Origin of the sequence: Sphingopyxis sp. SE2 (genome assembly GCF_032227185.1) — a bacterium.
Classification (GTDB): Bacteria; Pseudomonadota; Alphaproteobacteria; order Sphingomonadales; family Sphingomonadaceae; genus Sphingopyxis.
In genome coordinates, this window is the sequence record NZ_JAPMXW010000001.1 from 472,364 (window position 1) to 488,994 (window position 16,631).

12 protein-coding genes are annotated in these 16,631 nt (G+C 65.5%); 2 read left to right on the forward strand and 10 right to left on the reverse strand.

All coding sequences use genetic code 11. The annotated features are described in order from the left end of the window. Window positions 1–193: 193 nt before the first annotated feature. Together OVY29_RS02050 and OVY29_RS02055 are read left to right on the forward strand one after the other, a co-directional pair. Complete coding sequence (locus OVY29_RS02050; protein WP_313910739.1) at window positions 194–3,229, forward strand: TonB-dependent receptor; 3,036 nt, start codon at window positions 194–196, stop codon at window positions 3,227–3,229. A 69-nt stretch (window positions 3,230–3,298) separates the two neighbouring features. Further along, window positions 3,299–4,795 (forward strand): glucoamylase family protein, encoded by a 1,497-nt coding sequence (locus OVY29_RS02055; RefSeq protein ID WP_313910740.1) that lies wholly within the window; start codon window positions 3,299–3,301, stop codon window positions 4,793–4,795. 6 nt (window positions 4,796–4,801) lie between these two features. Here the strand turns inward: OVY29_RS02055 and OVY29_RS02060 are convergent, their stop codons facing one another. The 10 genes from OVY29_RS02060 to OVY29_RS02105 all read right to left on the reverse strand — a co-directional run bounded on the left by OVY29_RS02060 (window position 4,802) and on the right by OVY29_RS02105 (window position 16,590). Continuing rightward, the gene (locus OVY29_RS02060; RefSeq protein WP_313910741.1) at window positions 4,802–6,973 is read right to left on the reverse strand and encodes a glycoside hydrolase family 2 protein; all 2,172 of its coding nucleotides are present in this window, start codon (window positions 6,971–6,973) and stop codon (window positions 4,802–4,804) included. A gap of 2 nt (window positions 6,974–6,975) precedes the next feature. Next, a complete protein-coding gene (locus OVY29_RS02065; RefSeq protein WP_037554660.1) occupies window positions 6,976–7,842 on the reverse strand; it encodes an endonuclease/exonuclease/phosphatase family protein in 867 nt (288 codons plus the stop codon). Beyond that, on the reverse strand, window positions 7,839–9,185 hold the full coding sequence (locus OVY29_RS02070) for a GH1 family beta-glucosidase (RefSeq protein WP_313910742.1): 1,347 nt from the start codon (window positions 9,183–9,185) through the stop codon (window positions 7,839–7,841). The genes OVY29_RS02065 and OVY29_RS02070 overlap by 4 nt, the downstream gene beginning before the upstream one ends. Further along, window positions 9,182–9,952, reverse strand: a complete 771-nt coding sequence (locus tag OVY29_RS02075) for an alpha/beta hydrolase-fold protein (protein ID WP_313910743.1) — start codon at window positions 9,950–9,952, stop codon at window positions 9,182–9,184. Before OVY29_RS02075 ends, OVY29_RS02070 begins: the two co-directional genes overlap by 4 nt. A gap of 20 nt (window positions 9,953–9,972) precedes the next feature. Beyond that, complete coding sequence (locus tag OVY29_RS02080) at window positions 9,973–10,788, reverse strand: carbohydrate ABC transporter permease (protein WP_313910744.1); 816 nt, start codon at window positions 10,786–10,788, stop codon at window positions 9,973–9,975. After that, a complete protein-coding gene (locus OVY29_RS02085; RefSeq protein WP_235211473.1) occupies window positions 10,785–11,681 on the reverse strand; it encodes a carbohydrate ABC transporter permease in 897 nt (298 codons plus the stop codon). The genes OVY29_RS02080 and OVY29_RS02085 overlap by 4 nt, the downstream gene beginning before the upstream one ends. Further along, window positions 11,678–12,946, reverse strand: a complete 1,269-nt coding sequence (locus OVY29_RS02090; RefSeq protein WP_313910745.1) for an extracellular solute-binding protein — start codon at window positions 12,944–12,946, stop codon at window positions 11,678–11,680. Before OVY29_RS02090 ends, OVY29_RS02085 begins: the two co-directional genes overlap by 4 nt. A gap of 22 nt (window positions 12,947–12,968) precedes the next feature. Continuing rightward, on the reverse strand, window positions 12,969–14,006 hold the full coding sequence (locus OVY29_RS02095; protein ID WP_052182134.1) for a LacI family DNA-binding transcriptional regulator: 1,038 nt from the start codon (window positions 14,004–14,006) through the stop codon (window positions 12,969–12,971). A gap of 114 nt (window positions 14,007–14,120) precedes the next feature. Next, a complete protein-coding gene (locus OVY29_RS02100) occupies window positions 14,121–15,203 on the reverse strand; it encodes a sn-glycerol-3-phosphate ABC transporter ATP-binding protein UgpC (RefSeq protein ID WP_313910746.1) in 1,083 nt (360 codons plus the stop codon). Window positions 15,204–15,225: 22 nt separating this feature from the next. Then, entirely contained in the window at window positions 15,226–16,590 is a 1,365-nt protein-coding gene (locus tag OVY29_RS02105; protein ID WP_313910747.1) for an MFS transporter, read from the reverse strand. Between the last annotated feature and the right edge of the window lie 41 nt (window positions 16,591–16,631).

Consider the following 16,631-nt stretch of genomic DNA (forward strand, 5'->3'; position numbering starts at 1 on the left):
ATTTCGGCCGAAAACCGGCTGGCCCCCGATCATATCCATCTGTGTCGCTTCCCCCTATACAGCTATCGTGAAACCGGTTACAAATCAAAAAAACAACGACGCGGTTTTCGCGACTCGTCGCTGCACGGTGGCAAGGCCGGGCGGCTGGCAAGGCGAGGGCGGAAATGGTCGGGGCACAAAAAGGGAGGATGCCGTGAAGTTTTCGTATGAATTTCAGACCATGACCGCGCACCGGTCGCGCGCACGCCGGCTCGCCGCGGCGCTTGCATGGAGCAGCGCGGGCGCTGCACTGGCCGTTGCCGTCGCGACGCCGGCGCACGCGCAGGTGTCGAACGCCTCGCTGCGCGGCACGGTGAAGGCCGAAGGCGGCGTGACGCAGGTCACCGCGATCAATGTCGATACCGGCCTGACGCGCAGCGTCGCGGTGGGCGCGAACGGCAGCTATAATATCGCCTCGCTCCCCGTCGGCACCTATCGCCTCGAACTGACGACGCCGAACGGTGTCCGCCGCACCGACGAGTTTACGCTCTCGGTGGGACAGAGCGCGGTGCTCGATTTCGATTTCTCGCAGCCCGACATCGCGTCGGCCGAGGGCGACGCGATCATCGTCACCGGTACGCGCATCCGTTCACTTGAGGGCGGCGAGGTCGGCTCGAACATCACGCAGCGCCAGATCGAGGTGCTGCCGCAAAATAACCGCAACTTCCTCGCCTTCGCCGATCTCGCGCCGGGCGTCCAGTTCGTGACCGGCGGTAACGGGCAGTCGCGCCTCCAGGGCGGCGCGCAGGACAGCCGCAGCGTCAACATCTTCATCGATGGTGTCGGGCAGAAGGATTATGTTCTCAAGAACGGGGTTACCGGGCAGGATTCGACGCAAGGCAACCCGTTCCCGCAGCTCGCGGTCGGCGAGTATCGCGTCCTGTCATCGAACTATAAGGCCGAGTTCGACCAGGTGAGTTCGGTCGCGATTACGGCGGTGACCAAATCGGGCACCAACGAATTCCACGGCGAAGCCTTCATCGACTATACCGACCAGAGCCTGCGCGACGCGCGTCCGAACGAGCTCACGACGGGCAAGGTCAAGACCAAGGATTTCCAGTTCGGCGGTGCGCTCGGCGGTCCGATCATCAAGGACGTGCTGCACTTCTTCGTGACCTATGAAGGCAAAAGGCAAGAAAATCCGGTCGATGTCCGGCCGGGGCTCAACCTGCCGGTCAGCTATTTTCCTTCGGAATATCAGGGGGTGTTCGGGCCGACCAACGCGACCTTCAACGAGGATCTGTATTTCGGCAAACTCAGTTTCCAGCCTTCGAACAGCGACCTGATCGAGGTGTCGGGCAAATATCGCAAGGAAAGCGGCGAGTTTCTGTCGAGCGGCATCAACGCCCGCAGCACGATCAGTTCGCAAGATGTCGAGGAACTGCGCGTGACCGGCCGGTGGGAACATACGGCGGACAATTGGATCAATGATTTCAAGCTGACCTATGAAGACGTCAAATGGGCGCCCACGCCGGTCGAATTCGGCAACGCGTTCCTCTTTGCCTATGCGGGTCCGTCGCCGACCAACCCGCAGCCGGGCGTGGTCGTGCGCGGAGACATTCTGCGCACCGGCGGCGGCGGCAATTATCAGGACAAGGGCCAGAAGGGCTGGGGCGTCCAGAACGACTTCACCTGGACCGGTTTCGAAGGCCACACGATCAAGGTTGGCGCAAAGGCCAAATGGGTCGAACTCAACACACTCCAGCTCGGCAATTTCAACCCGCTTTATACCTATAATCCCGCTTTCAATCCAGGCGGCGGCAGCTTCAACGACGAGGTTCCGTATCGCGTCCAGTTCGGTGCGCAGACCGGCAACGGCAGCCCGATTGTCAATTCGAAGAATTTCCAGTTCGGCATCTATGTCCAGGACGACTGGGAGGTCACCGACCGGCTGACGCTCAATCTTGGCGTGCGCTGGGACTATGAGCGGACGCCGGCCTTCCTCGACTTCGTCCACCCCGCCGACGCGGTCAATGCGGTGTCGCCGGCCAATTATCCGAACCTGATCAACGCCGATTACGACATCAACGACTTCATCTCGACGGGATCGGAACGCAAGGCGTTCACCGGGGCATGGCAACCGCGCATCGGTTTCAGCTACGAACTCGACGACGAGGCACGCTATGTCCTGTTCGGCGGTTTCGGCCGCTCGTACGACCGCAACCAGTTCGACTTCCTGCAACAGGAGATCAGCGTCGGTTCCTACACGACCCGGACATTCAACTTCATCACGGGTGACCCGAACAACACATGCGTTCCCGGACCGACCTGCGTTCCTTGGGATCCGGTCTATTTGACCGAAGCCGGCCGCGCTCAACTGCTGGCGCAGGCCGGGCCGGGCGGCGGACGCGAACTGCGTTTCATCGACAATGACCTGAAGGTGCCCTATTCGGACCAGTTCAGCTTGGGCTTCCGTGCGCGCGTGACTCCGCTGTTCGAAGCCGAAGTCGGTTACAGCCACATCGAGAGCAAGGATGGTTTCGCCTATCTCTTGGGCAATCGCCGGCCCGACGGCACCTTCTTCCCGCCCGCGCCGGCGGCACCGGGATCGCCCTTCGGTTTCGCCCCGCCGGGCTTCGGTTCGATCATCATCGGAACGAACGGCCTCGAAACCAGTGCGGATTCGGGCTATCTGAAGCTCGTAAAGAACTACACGGCGGCTTCGCCGTGGAGCTTCTCGGCGACCTACACCTATACCGAGGCCGAGGAGAACCGAAACTTTGGCGAGACGTTCAGCCTCGATTTTCCGTCGCTCGACGATTATCCGATTACGCGGTCGAGCGGGGTGCGCAAGCATCGCCTCGTCGCGACGGGGTCGGTCGATCTGCCGATCGGGGTTACGCTGTCGGGCAAGTTCCAGATCGCCTCGCCGCCATATCTCAAGCGGTTCATCGATGTCGGCGGCGCCAATCCGTCGCGCAACGTGATCTCGAACGAGGCCGACGGCAACGGCGATCGCTGGGGTTTCCGCCAGATGGACATCGCGATCACCAAATATATCCCGTTCAGGTTCATCAGCGAGGAATCGCGCCTGCGGCTCCGCGTCGACATTCTGAACCTGTTCAACGACCGCAACTATGTCGATTACAACAATGACCCGACGTCGCCCGACTATCTGAGCATTTCGGGCAATGGCGTTGGCGGCAACCCGCCGCGTACGCTAAAGTTTTCGGCCGGCTTCTCTTTCTGACCGGCTGACCGGGCGCCCGGCCTGCACCCCCCTCCCGTGGGCCGGGCGCCTCAATTTTTGGAGTATTTCATGTCGTTCCGCAGCGGGGTCCTTGTCCTGCCCCTGATCGCGCTGGCCACCGCCTGCGCTCCGAGCCCGGCGCCCTCCGCCGCCGTCCCCGCATCGACGCTCGCCCCGCTGACCGAGGCCGCCTTTTCGGAAGAGCTGAGCGAGCGGACCTTCCGCTATTTCTGGGACACGACCGATACCAAGCGCTGCCTCGCGCCCGATCGCTGGCCGAGCAATCCCTTCTCGTCGATCGCCGCGACCGGCTTCGCGCTCACCGCTTATGGCGTCGGCGCCGAGCGCGGCTATGTCACGCGCGCCGAAGCGGCGGAGCGGACGCGCGACTGCCTGCGCTTCTACTGGACCGCCCCGCAGGGACCCGCCGCGACCGGGATGGCGGGTCACAAGGGCTTCTTCTATCATTTCCTCAACAATGAGGACGGAACGCGGCGCGGCAAGACCGAGCTTTCGACCGTCGATACGTCGCTGCTGCTCGGCGGCGTGCTCTTCGCGCAGAGCTATTACGACCGCGACACGCCCGTCGAGGCGGAGATTCGCGACCTCGCCGAAAAAATCTACGCCCGCGTCGATTGGACCTTCGTCCAGCGCGAAAACAGCCGGATTCCATCAGCCAATGGCGGCGGGCAAAAGGCGATCGCGATGGGCTGGTATCCCGAACGCGGCGAAGGCGGCGATTTCGGGACCCACGACTGGGTCGGCTATAATGAGGGGATGCTCGTCTATATCCTCGCATTGGGTTCGCCGACGCACCCCGTCGGCAAGGATGCGTGGGACACGGGCTGGGCGGCCGACCTCGAAAAGGACTGGGGTACCTATTACGGGCAAGAGCATCTCCAGTTCGAGCCGCTGTTCGGGCACCAGTACAGCCATGTCTGGGTCGACTTCCGCGGTATTCGCGACGAATTCATGCGCGGCAAGGGGATCGACTATTTCGAGAACAGCCGCCGCGCGACGCTGGCGCAGCGCGCCTATGGCGCCGACAATCCGAACAAATGGCCGGGCTATAGCGCCGACATCTGGGGCTGGACCGCCTCCGACGGGCCCGGCTATTCGGAAGGCAAATATAGCGTCAACAGCACGCCGCGCGATTTCAACGGCTATATGGCGCGCGGCGTCAGCGCGATCCGCGTCGTCGACGACGGTACCGTCGTCCCGACCGCGGCCGGCGGCTCGGTCGCCTTTGCACCCGAAGCGGCGATCCCCGCGCTGATGGCGATGCGCACGCAATACGGCCCCCGGCTCTATACGCGCTATGGTTTCAAGGACGCGTTCAACCCCGGCTTCACCTTCGCCGATTCCGGTTCGAAATCGGGCGCAATCGACCCCGTTCACGGCTGGGTCGCGAACGATTATCTCGGCATCGACCAGGGCCCGATCCTCGCGATGATGGAGAACCATCGCAGCGGACTGGTGTGGAAGGTGATGCGCAAGAATCCGCATATCGTTCGCGGATTGAAGCGCATCGGTTTCACCGGCGGCTGGCTGGACGAAGCGAAATAGCGACGCTCAGCGCGGCGTCAGCGTCCATTCGACGACGTCGCTGACCACCCTGCCGGCGAAGCGGGCGGAGGCGGTCACGCGGTTGACGCCGGGCGCGAGCCGCACGTCCCCGATCTCGCATATGCTTGCGGCGCAGGCGATCTCGCCCAGCGGCTTGTCGCCCAGCATCACCATGACCTTCGGTGCGTTGCTATAGATGCGGATGCGCGTCGTCGCTTCGGTGCGCCGCGTCCAGCGCCGGCTGTTGATATGGACGACGGGTTCGGTCGACCATTCGGCCTTGTAATAGAAAAAGGCGTCCTTCTTCACCTTGCGGTCGAATGTGACGAGGCCCTTGTCATTGACGTCGGTCGCGTCGCCTTCCTGCCGGATTTTCGAAGAGAAATCGAACATGTTCCAGATCCAGCTCGCCCAGAGATAGGGGCGGTCGCGAAGCTGCGACCAGCTTTGCTCGTGATACCAGCTCTGGAATTCCTCGGGGTGCATGCGGCTGGCGTGCGCGATCTTGTGGGTCGATCCATCCTCGACATGTTGGCTGAGCGCGCCGCCCGCGCCATATTCGCTAACCGAGATCGGGATCGCCGGATAGCGCGCGTGCATACGGTCGAGATGCGGACCAAGGTCGGCGACGTCGCCGTAATACCAGCCAAAATAGCGGTTGTATCCCATCAGGGCGGCAAGCCCCGTCAGCACCGGCTGGCGGGGCCGCTCGCCGGACGGAGCCGCGCCCTCGTGCGTCGCCTCGCAGCAATCGGCGATCACCGTCGGGCGCGTCGGATCCTCGGCCTTCGACAGCGCGTCGAGGTCGCGCAGCAGCGGACGGGCGTCGGCGCTCGGCGGGGCACGGCCGGTCGCCATGTCGAGGTCGACCTCATTGCCGATGCCCCAGGTGACGACCGAGGGATGGTTGTAATTCTGGCGGATCAGTTCGACCATCTGCGCTTTCGCATTGGCGACCAGTTCGGGCGATCCGGTCGAGCCGTCGTTCGACGGCCGGTTGACGAAGGGAATTTCGGCCCACACGATCATGCCGTAACGGTCGGCGAGTTCGAACCATTCGGGCGCGTGCTGATAATGGGCGAAGCGCACGGTGTTTGCGCCCATTTCGGCGATCAGCGCCATGTCGCGTTCATGGTCCTCGGGGGCGAGCGCCCAACCCTTGCCGAGATAGTCCTGATGTCGCGAGACGCCATGCAGCGGCAGATGCTTGCCGTTGAGGAAAAAGCCCTTGTTCGGATCGATAAGGAATTCGCGAAAACCCACGGGCACCGAGACGCTGTCGAGTGACGCGCCCGCATCGGCGATCCTCGCCTCTAGCCGATAGAGATAGGGGTCGGCGCGCCCGTTCCAGCGGCGCGGAGCGGGGACGTCGAGCGTCAATTGCGCCTCGCGCTGCTGCGCATCGAGCGGCGTCGTCGCTTCGGCGATGGGGCGTCCTTCGGCATCGCGCAAGGTGACGACGAGGCTCTGTCCAGCCGCCGCGCCCGCGAGCTTTACGCGCACCGCCAGCGTCGCGCGGCCATCGGCGGCGAAGCGCGGGGTCGCGTAGACGCCGGGCCCGCCATGATCGTCGAGCGCGATATGGCTGGGTGCGACATGGAGCAGCCGGACGCCGCGATAAATGCCGCCGTGAATGAAGAAATCGCCGTCGAGCGGGATGACATGCTGCGTGCTGCTGCCGGGCTCGGGCTTGCTGTTGTCGGCGCGCAGCAGGATGAGGTTCGAACCAGCCGGATCGAGATATCCGGTGAGATCGAAGCGGAAGCGCGAGAAGGCGCCGGCGTGGCTGCCGGCCTTGCGTCCGTTGACCCACAGGTCGGCGATATTGCCGACGCCGTCGAACTCGATCACATGGCGGCGGCCTGCGGGCAAAGTCGCGCCGTCGAGCCGCAGCCGATACCAGCCGATGCCCTGCCTGTTGTCGGTCGCTTCGGTTCGGCCGACGCGATATTCGCCGAGACGATTCCATGTGTGGGGCAGGACGACCGGCGCCCAACCGCCATCGGGCAGCGCAGCCGCCGTCTCGGGCGTCAGTTTTTCATCGAAGCGAAACTGCCAGCCCGCGCCGAGATCGGCGATCATGCGCGGCGATGGAGGCGGCGCCGGCACCGAGGTGGGCGGCGTCGCCGAGCATGCGGTGAGCGACGCCGCGATCAGCAACGCCAGCCACCGCGCCATCTTCAGCAAGCCTCGCCAATGCACAGATCGGCCACCACCGGATAATGATCCGACGGCAGCTTCCCGCCGGTCTGGTCGGTCAGCGTCGCATGGCGCAGCACCGCCACATCGTCGCTGACGAAGATATGGTCGATCGGGCTGGCGTCCATCCGCGCGATGTCGAATCCGGTGAAGGTGCCGAGCGGGCCGTAATGCGGCGTGCGGCTGACCGTGCGGCTGTCGCGCAGCGCACCCTCGCCGGGCTCGACGATCGCGGCATAGGGATTGCTCGTCGCGGCGCTGTTGAAGTCGCCCATCAATATGGCGCTTTCGTCAGGCTTGCGCTCGCCGTCGATCCAGCGGCGGATCTGCCGGGCGCTTTCCTGCCGCGCGACCTCGCCGATATGGTCGAAATGGGTGTTCACGACGAGCAAATTGCGCTTCGCCGTCCGGTCGTGCAGCCGCGCCCAGGTCGCGATCCGCGGCAGCGCGGCGTCCCAGCCCTTGCTCGGCACATCGGGCGTCGGCGACAACCAGAAAGTGCCCGATCCGACCAGCGCGAAGCGGTCGCGGCGGAACCCCAGCATCGAATATTCGCCCTTCGTCTTGCCGTCGTCGCGCGCGACGCCGACGAACTGATAGGCGGGCAGATCGGCCTCGACGGCCTGCTTCTGGTGCTGCAACACCTCCTGCATCCCGACAAGGTCAGGCGCCTGATAGGCGACGAGTGCGATCAGCGCTGCGCGGCGGTGCGGCCAGGCGTTGCCGCCATCCGACGCGATATCGAGCCGGATATTATAGGTCATCGCTTCATAATGATCGGCGCGCTCTTTCGCCGCGGCGGGCAGTGCAAGCAGCGCCGCCGCGAGGATCAGGGCTTTGCGGGTCATCCGAGATTTCCTCCGTTGGCGGCGATCACGCTACTATAGAAACGCGCGCTGCGCTTCGGTGTGCGGACCTGCGTTTCATAATCGACATGGACGATACCGAAGCGCTTCGAAAAGCCCAAGGACCATTCGAGATTGTCGAGCAGCGACCAGGCCATATAGCCGCGCACGTCGACCCCCTGCCGGATCGCGTCGCCGATCGCCGAGATATGCGTGCGGAGATAATCGCAGCGCAGCGGATCGTCGATGCCGTCGGGCCCGGCCCGCGGCGGGTCATAGAATGCGGCACCATTTTCGGTGATATAGACGGGAATGTCGCCATAGGTGTCGCGGAACCAGATCAGCATGTCGGTGAGCGCGGGCGGATAGACCTCCCAGTCGGTGGTCGTGTGCGTCGCGACCTGCCGCACCGGCGACGCGCCGACGGGCCATTGGTTCGGGTCGGCCCTGACGACGTTGCGGGTGTAATAGTTGATACCGATGAAATCGACCGGCTGGCAGATGTCCTTCAAATCCTCGACGGGCCATTGCGGCCAAGCTTCGCCGAACACGTCGGCGAGTTCGTCGGGGTAGCTGCCCTTCAGCGCCGGATCGAGATACTGCCGGTTCATATAGGCGTGCGCGCGTGCCGTGGCGGCCAGATCCTCGGCGCTGTCGCTCGCGGGATATTTGGGCTCGATATTGACGACGAGCCCGATCTCGTGCGCGCCCTCGCTGCGATAGGCCTGCACCGCGCGGCCGTGCGCGCGCATCAGATTGTGGCTTGCGATCGGTGTCTCGAACAGATTGCGGTGGCCGGGGGCAAGCGCGCCGTGGAGATAGCCGCCGTCGGTGATCACCCAGGGTTCGTTCAGCGTCACCCATTTCTTCACCCGGCCGTCGAGGCGGCGGTACATCACCGATCCATATTCGGCGAACCAGTCGGCGCTGTCGCGGTTGAGCCAGCCGCCCTTGTCGTCGAGCGCTGCGGGCAAGTCCCAGTGATGCAGCGTCAGCAACGGCTCGATGTCGTTCTTGAGCAGTTCGTCGACCAGCCGCTCGTAGAAGTCGAGGCCGGGCTCGTTCACGCGCCCGATGCCTTCGGGCAGCACGCGGCCCCAGTTGACGCTGAAGCGATAGGCCTTGAGCCCGAGTTCCTTCATCAGCGCGACGTCGGCGGGCATGCGGTTATAATGGTCGCACGCCACGTCGCCGGTGTCGCCTTTCGCCGCCATCAGCCGCGGGTCGTGGCTGAAGCGCTGCCAGATGCTCGCGCCCGCGCCGTCGGCGAGCGGCGACCCCTCGATCTGATAGGCCGCGGTCGCCGCGCCCCACAGGAAATCGTCGGGGAAAATCGTCTGCGTCATTTTCTTTCCTTGGTCTTCTTGTTTGCCGCCGCGTCGGGCGGAGTGGGGAGGCGGTGAGAGAGCAGCCAGAGGTAAAGCGCGGGATCGTCATAGGCCGGGTCCCAGCTGTTGTGGCCGAGGTCGGGATAGATGGTCAGCCGCGAAACCCGGCCGCCGCAGGCGCGGATCGCGCGCGCCATCGCAAAGCTGCCCTCGGGCACGACGACATCGTCGCGGTCGCCGTGAAACGCCCAGACCGGCGTGTCCTTGAGCGCGCAGGCGGTCGTGGGATCGCCGCGCCCCGCGACCGGCGCGACCGCGGCGAAGCGGTGCGGCTCGGCCGTGGCCCAGCGCCAGCTCGCATGGCCGCCGCGGCTGAGCCCGGTCAGATAGACGCGCGTGGGGTCGATGCGCAGCGTTTTGGTCACATGATCGAGCAGCTGGTCGAGCTTCGCGACGTCCCAGTCCTGATCGGCGCCGAGCAGCGGCGAGACGGTGACGAAGGGAAAGTCGGGGGTGCGGTCGGCGATCTTCGGCGGGCCGTGCACCGTGACCTTCGCGACATCGTTGCCGCGCTCGCCCGAACCGTGGAGGAAGATCAGCAGGGGCCAGTTCGCCCTGGAATCGGCGGTGTAGCCGCGCGGCAGGAACAGCTGGTAGGGGTAATTGCCCGCCTCGATCGCAGGTTGCGGACTTTGGCCGTCGCTTTGGGCGAAGGCTGGCGGGGAGAAAGCCAACGCGATGGCCGCAAGCGGAGCAAAGGCGAACGAGTTTTTGGGCAGCTTCAACGATTTGCTCCTGATAAATTTCATCCCTTCACGCTCCCGGTCAGAAGCCCGCTTAGATAATAGCGTTGGAGCGCGAGGAAGAGGATGAGCACGGGGAGGGTGGTGACGACCGCACCGGCCATCATGATCTCGTAATCCTGCACATTCTGGCGGCTGTTCGCGGCGAGCGCGACGGGCAGGGTGTAGAGATCCTGATCGGCGAGGATGATCAGCGGCCACATGAAATCGTTCCAGCTCGACAGGAAGACATAGAGCGCGAGCGTGACGATGATCGGGGTCAGGATCGGCAGCACGATGCGGCGCAATATCTGCCCCTCGCTCGCGCCGTCGATCCGCGCCGCCTCGAGCATCTCGTCGGGGATCGACAGGCAATATTGGCGGACGAGGAAGATGCCGAAAATCCCCGCGAGCCATGGCACCAGCGCGCCGGCATAGCTGTTGACGAGCCCCATCGCCTTGAGTTCGAGGAACAGCGGCAGCATTCCGATCTGCCCCGGCACGACAAGCGCCGCGACGAGCAGGCGGAAGGTCGCGTCGCGGCCTTTGAAGCGCAGCTTGGCGAAGGCATAGCCCGCCGGAATCGTGAAGAGCAGCGCAAGGCCCGTCGCGAGCGTCGAAATGAGGATGCTGTTGAGCAGGAAGCGGCCGACGCCGAAACTGCCGAATAGCTCGCGGTAATTTTCGAGCGTCGGGCTCGCGGGCCACAGCGGCGGCGGAAAGTGCGCCGCCTCGCCCCGCGCCATCAAGCTGACCGAGACCATCCAGAGCAAGGGCGCGATCGTCACCAGCGCGGCGAACGCGGCGAGCAGGGTGACGGACCAGCGGCGCAGGCTCATATCGCGCCGCTCCGCTTTGCCAGACGCAATTGCACCAGCGTCACCGCGAGGATGCAGAGGAAGAGCAGGAAGGCGACCGCCGCGCCCGACCCGAGGTTCCACCATTTGAACCCCTCCTCATACATGAAATACAGGATGGTGACGGTCGACTGGGCGGGGCCGCCCTGCGTCATCACATAGGGTTCGGCGAAGAGCTGGAACATGCCCGCGACGGTGAGCACCGAGACGAGCAGCACCGTCGGCGCGATCGCGGGCAGGGTGACGTGGCGCAGCCGCATGAACCAACCCGCGCCGTCGATCCGCGCCGCCTCATCGAGCTCGCGCGGCACCGTCTGGAGCGCGGCGAGGAAGATGATCATATTATAGCCGAAAGTCTTCCACCCGACGAAGATCAGGATCGCGGGCAGCGATGCGGTCGGACTTCCCAGCCAGTCGACCGGGGGCACCCCGAAAAGGGAGAGCAGATAGTTGAGCAGCCCGTAACGCGTGTGGAGCAGATAGCGCCACACCACTGCCGTGGCGACGAGCGTCGTCACATAGGGCGCGAACAAGGCGACGCGCCACACCGGCCGCCACTTCAGCCAGCGCGAATTGACGAGCATCGCCGCGAACAGCGACAGCGCGACGATGAAGGGGGTGCCGACCGCGACGAACAGCAGGGTGTTCGTCATCGCCTTCCAGAACAGCGGGTTCTCGACCAGCCGTTCGTAGTTTTGCAGGCCGACGAAGCGCAGGTTTCCGATGTCGGCGAGCGCGTAAATGTCGAAATCGGTGAAGCTTAAAAACAGCGAGGCGATCGCGGGCAGCACGAAGAAAAGCAGGATCGCCGCGAGCGCCGGCGACGACATCGCCCAACCCGCGCGCACTTCGCCCACCCTGCCAGCGGCCGTCATAGCGCCCGCCCCTTCTCGATCATCCAGCGCCGCTTTTCGAGCAGCCGGTCGGCGCGCGCGTCGATCTCCTTCGCGGCCGCGTCGACGCTATATTGGCCGCGCACCATGCGTTCGGCGACGATCTGCATCTCGGTCACGATTCGCTCCCATTCGGGCACCTTCGGCAGCGCGGTCGCATGCTCAAGCTGGGCGCGGAACGGCGCGACCGCGGGGTCGCGCATCAACCCCGCCGCGGTCCACACCGAGCGCCGCGCGGGAAGGTCGCCCGTCGCCTCGTGGAGCGCGAGCTGCGCGCCCGAAGTCGTCAGGCGCGCGACCAGATCCCACGCCGCCTTGCCATGCTCGCTCCCGGCGAAGACGACGAGGCTCGACCCGCCCGGCGCCGCCGATCCGATGCCGCCCGGACCGGGGTTCGCCGCCGTGCCCCAATCGTCCTGCCGTTCGGGGCCGAGGCGGCTCTTCATGTCGCCGATCGTCCAGGGGCCCGACAGGAAGAGGCTGAAATAACCGCGTCCGAATTCGGTCCAGACGTTGGAGATTTGCGCCATCGAGACCCGCGGCGCGAGCCCCTCGTCGAACAGCGATTTATAGAAGGCGAGCGCGGCCTTGAATTCGGGGTCGGAGAAGGCGCCGCGTCCGCCCTCGTCGCGCAGCATCCGCGCCCCCGCCGACAGCGCGAGCGTCGTCAGCTGCTCATATTCGTTAAGCGGATAGAGCAGCGCGTAATTGCCGTCGCCAGCGACTTGCTTCACCTTGTGAAGCGCCGCCTTCCAATCGGTCCACTCGGCCGGCGGCGCGGCATAGCCCGCGCGCGCGAACAGGTCCTTGCGATAAAATTGCAGCCGCGTGTCGACATACCAGGGGATGCCCCACGTCTTGCCCGCGATGCGGTTGGTGTCGACCACCGCGCCGAACTGGTCGCTCAGCAACCGCTTCGCATAGGCGGGAACCGGTTGGATCGCACCGATCGCGGCCAGCTCGGCGATCCAGCTATTGCCGACCTGTCCGACGCCGGGCAGCGAGCCGCCCGCAAATCCCGTGAGCAATTTCTCGTGCGCCGCGGTCCATGGCAGCGGCTGGACCGCGATCGGCGGCGCGTCCGCCGGCCAGTCGATACCCTTGAGCAGCGCGGGCAGGCTCGCCGCCTCATTGCCCATCGCCCACACGGTCAGCGTATCGCGCGCGCGCGCGCCGCAGCTGCCGAGTAACGGGGCGAGGGGCAGCGCGGCGAGCGCGCCGGTCATATGGCGGCGCGTCAGCTGCATCGGCAAAGGCGCGCCGCGGGGTTCACAATGGAGAGGCTGCCGCGGCGGTCGCCCGCGCGGCGCCGGGTGCGCTCGCGGTGGTGCCGCGTTCGATTAGGTTCGGGGTCAGGATCGTCGCGCTCGCCGCGCCCAGCGCGTCGCCGCGCAGCAAGCGGAGCAACAGCATCATGCCCGTCGACCCCAGCCGGTCGATATTGACCTGCATCGTCGTGAGACCGGGGCTCAAATGGCGCGCGAGCGGAATGTCGTCGAAGCCCGCGACCATCACATCACCGGGCACCGACACGCCCGCGCGCGCCAGTTCGGCGATCAGTCCGACCGCCATCTGATCGTTCGCGGCGAACACCGCATCGGCGGGAAGCTGCCCCTCGACGAGCAGCCGCGCCGCCTTCTCGCCGCTTTCCTCCGAAAAATCGCCGGGCAGGATCACCGGGCTGCGTTCCTTGGCGATCTTCGCCATCGCATCGACGAAGCCGCGCTGGCGGTCGCGCGCGTCGCGGTTGTGCTTGGGGCCCGCGATATGGATCACCTGCCGCGCGCCGTGTGCCAAGAGCGCTTCGGTCATCGCATAGGCGCCGCGATAATTGTCGACCGCCACGAAGGGCAGGTCGAGCGAACCCGCATCATAGTTGAGCAACACCGTGGGCAGCGCCGGGTCGAGATAGTCCGCCAGCAGTTCGGGCTTCAGGTCGGGCGGCATGACGAGCAGCCCGTCGACGCGGCCGCGCATCGCGGCGATCGCCGCGGCGGTCTCGTGCGTGCTGCCGTGCATGTTGCCGAGCAGCAGGTGCATCCCCGATTCATGCGCGACCAGGTCGATCCCGCGGATGATTTCGGAAAAGAATTCGCCGAACAGGTCGGGCAGGATGACCCCGACGGTGTCAGTCTTGCGCCGCGTCAGGCTGCGCGCGCCGCTGTGGGGAACGAAGTTCAGCTTCTTGACCGCCGCCATCACCGCGGCGCGCGTCGGTGCGGTGACATTGCCGAGCCCGTTGATCGCGCGCGATGCCGTCGCCACCGAAACCCCCGCCTCGCGGGCCACGTCCCTCAATGTCGCCATGCCGCTGGCCCCCTTTCCCTCATTTGGCGCCGGGCCGCTGATGCGACTCCGTTGCTCTTTCGCCGAGCGCGGAAACGGCGACAGCGTAACCGGTTACAATGGCGAAATGCAAGGTCATTTCCCCATCGTCTCCAACGCTTTGCCGTCGGTGTCGAATAGGTGGAGATGGCGGGGCGCGAAGGATGCCGCGACCGTGTCGCCCTCGCCGAGGCTGCCGTCGTCGCGCCACTGGCACGCGATGGGTTCGCCTTCGCCGCGGCCGCCCAGATGCAGCGTCGCCAGACCGCCAAGCCGCTCGATAAAGCCGATGGTGAACGGCAGCGCGCCCGGCGCGTCGCCGATCGCGATATCCTCGGGCCGGATGCCGATCGACAGCGGCGTCCCGGCCGCCAGCGGCGCCGCGAGCGCGGGCAGGGCGATGCTGCGGCCGTCGGCCAGCGTCGCGCGGCCGCCTTCTGCCACCGTCGCGGGCAGGATATTCATCCGCGGCGTGCCGAGGAACTGCGCGACGAAGATATTCGTGGGCCGGTCATAAAGTTCGCGCGGGGTGCCGACCTGTTCGATCCGCCCGTCGCGCATCACGATGATCCGGTCGGCGAGCGTCATCGCCTCGACCTGATCGTGCGTCACATAAAGCGTCGTCGTGCCGAGTTGGCGGTGAAGCTCGGCAAATTCATAACGCATCCGCACGCGCAGATCGGCGTCGAGATTCGACAGCGGCTCGTCGAACAGGAAAATCTCCGGCTGGCGGACGATCGCGCGGCCGATCGCGACGCGCTGGCGCTGGCCGCCCGACAGTGCCGCCGGCTTGCGGTCGAGCAGCGCCTCGATGTTCAATATCGCCGCCGCGCGGCGCACCGCGGCATCGGTCGCGGTTTTGCCGACCTTCGCGATGCGCAGCCCGAACGCCATATTTTCATAGACGGTGAGGTGCGGGTAGAGCGCATAGGACTGAAAAACCATCGCAATCCCGCGCTCCGACGGCGCGAGGCCGGTAACGTCGCGGTCGCCGATGTGGATACGGCCGGCCGTCAGTTCCTCAAGCCCAGCGACGATGCGCAAAAGCGTCGATTTTCCGCAACCCGAAGGCCCCACGATCACCGTGAATTCGCCGTCGGCGACCTCGATCGACACATCCTTCAGGACCTCGGTCGCACCGAAGCTCTTGCGCGCGCGCTCGATCGATAATCCCGCCATGATCCCCCGCGTTCCCCGATCCTCAGTGGACCGTGACGCCCGTGCCCGCCTGCCGTGCGGGCGCGCGCCCGGCGGCGATGGCAAAGACGCACAGCGCGACATAGCAGGCGGCGGGCAGGATCAGCGCGGCGCTGTAACCGACCGCGTCCGACAATTGCCCGACGAGATAGGGGATCGCCGCGCCGCCGACGATCGCGGTGCACAGCAGCCCCGACGTCGCCTCCGCGCGCGCGGTCGAACGTTCGAGCGTCAGCGTGAAGATCACCGGGAACATGATCGAGTTGAACAGGCCGATCGACAGCGCGACGAAGCCCGCGCTCACCCCGCCGACGACCACGATATAGAGGCAGAGCAGCGCCGCGATGGCGGTGAAGAGGACGAGCAGCTTCGATGCCGAGAAACGCGCGAGCAGCAGCGATCCGATCGCGCGGCCGACCATCGCGCCGCCCCAGTAAAGCGCAACCGCCTTGCCCGCTTCCTGCAACGACACGCCGGGAACGCCGTCGCTGCCCATGATCCAGCCGAATGTGCCGAAGGGCGCGTCGGACTGGCCCCAGATCGCATCGCTGTTAAGAAACAGCGCCATCTGCGTCCCGATCGCGACCTCGGCGCCGACATAGAGGAAGATCGCGGCGCCGCCGAGCAACGCCCAGCGTGACGAAAAGGCCTCGCGGATCAGTTCGCCCATCCCCGCGCGCTCGCCGATCGGCGCGGGCGGCACCGCTTCGTTGACGATCCGCCGGCTGAACCAAAAGAAGAAAAGGAGGGCGATGATCAGGCCGCAGATCCAGAAATAGGCCGCGTCGATCCCGCCGAGCGCCTGCGCGCGCACTGACTCGGTCACCACGGTACCTTCCTTGACCTCGACGCCTTCGAGGAACAGGTGCGCGCCGATCAGCGGGCCGAGGAAGGTGCCGAAACTGTTGAAGGTCTGGCTGAAGGTCAGGCGGAAATGGCTGCGTTTCGGGTCGCCGAGCGCCGCCGCGAGCGGGTTCGCCGCGACCTGCAATATGGTGATGCCGCTGGCGAGGATGAACAGGCCCGCGAGCACGAGCGGATAGACGGCGAGGTTCGCCGCCGCGAGCATGACGAGGCAACCGACGACCATCGTCGACAGCGCGGTCAGGATCGACGGCACCGAATGAAAGCGCGCGATCAGCGCCGCGGCGGGGAAGGACATCAGGCCATAGGCGATAAAAAAGGCCGACGCCGACAATTGGGCTTCGGCGTCGCTCAGCGTGAAGATGCCCTTCACAGCGGCGACCAGCGGGTCGATCAGCGAGGTGATGAAGCCCCAGGCGAAAAACAGCACGGTCACCGCGGCAAAGGCCGCCATGGCATTCGACCGACCGCCAGTCTGGACGGTCGCCTGGCTGGACAGGTTCATTCGGAATATCCTCTTCGCCGTTACTATGTTATGCGGCGGGT

Coding starts and splice junctions, on each gene's coding strand:
- OVY29_RS02095 (WP_052182134.1), bottom strand. CDS start 14,006: ATGGCGACATTGAGGGACGTGGCCCGCGAGGCGGGGGTTTCGGTGGCG.
- OVY29_RS02085 (WP_235211473.1), bottom strand. CDS start 11,681: ATGACGGCCGCTGGCAGGGTGGGCGAAGTGCGCGCGGGTTGGGCGATG.
- OVY29_RS02055 (WP_313910740.1), top strand. CDS start 3,299: ATGTCGTTCCGCAGCGGGGTCCTTGTCCTGCCCCTGATCGCGCTGGCC.
- OVY29_RS02070 (WP_313910742.1), bottom strand. CDS start 9,185: ATGACGCAGACGATTTTCCCCGACGATTTCCTGTGGGGCGCGGCGACC.
- OVY29_RS02100 (WP_313910746.1), bottom strand. CDS start 15,203: ATGGCGGGATTATCGATCGAGCGCGCGCGCAAGAGCTTCGGTGCGACC.
- OVY29_RS02080 (WP_313910744.1), bottom strand. CDS start 10,788: ATGAGCCTGCGCCGCTGGTCCGTCACCCTGCTCGCCGCGTTCGCCGCG.
- OVY29_RS02060 (WP_313910741.1), bottom strand. CDS start 6,973: ATGGCGCGGTGGCTGGCGTTGCTGATCGCGGCGTCGCTCACCGCATGC.
- OVY29_RS02065 (WP_037554660.1), bottom strand. CDS start 7,842: ATGACCCGCAAAGCCCTGATCCTCGCGGCGGCGCTGCTTGCACTGCCC.
- OVY29_RS02105 (WP_313910747.1), bottom strand. CDS start 16,590: ATGAACCTGTCCAGCCAGGCGACCGTCCAGACTGGCGGTCGGTCGAAT.
- OVY29_RS02090 (WP_313910745.1), bottom strand. CDS start 12,946: ATGCAGCTGACGCGCCGCCATATGACCGGCGCGCTCGCCGCGCTGCCC.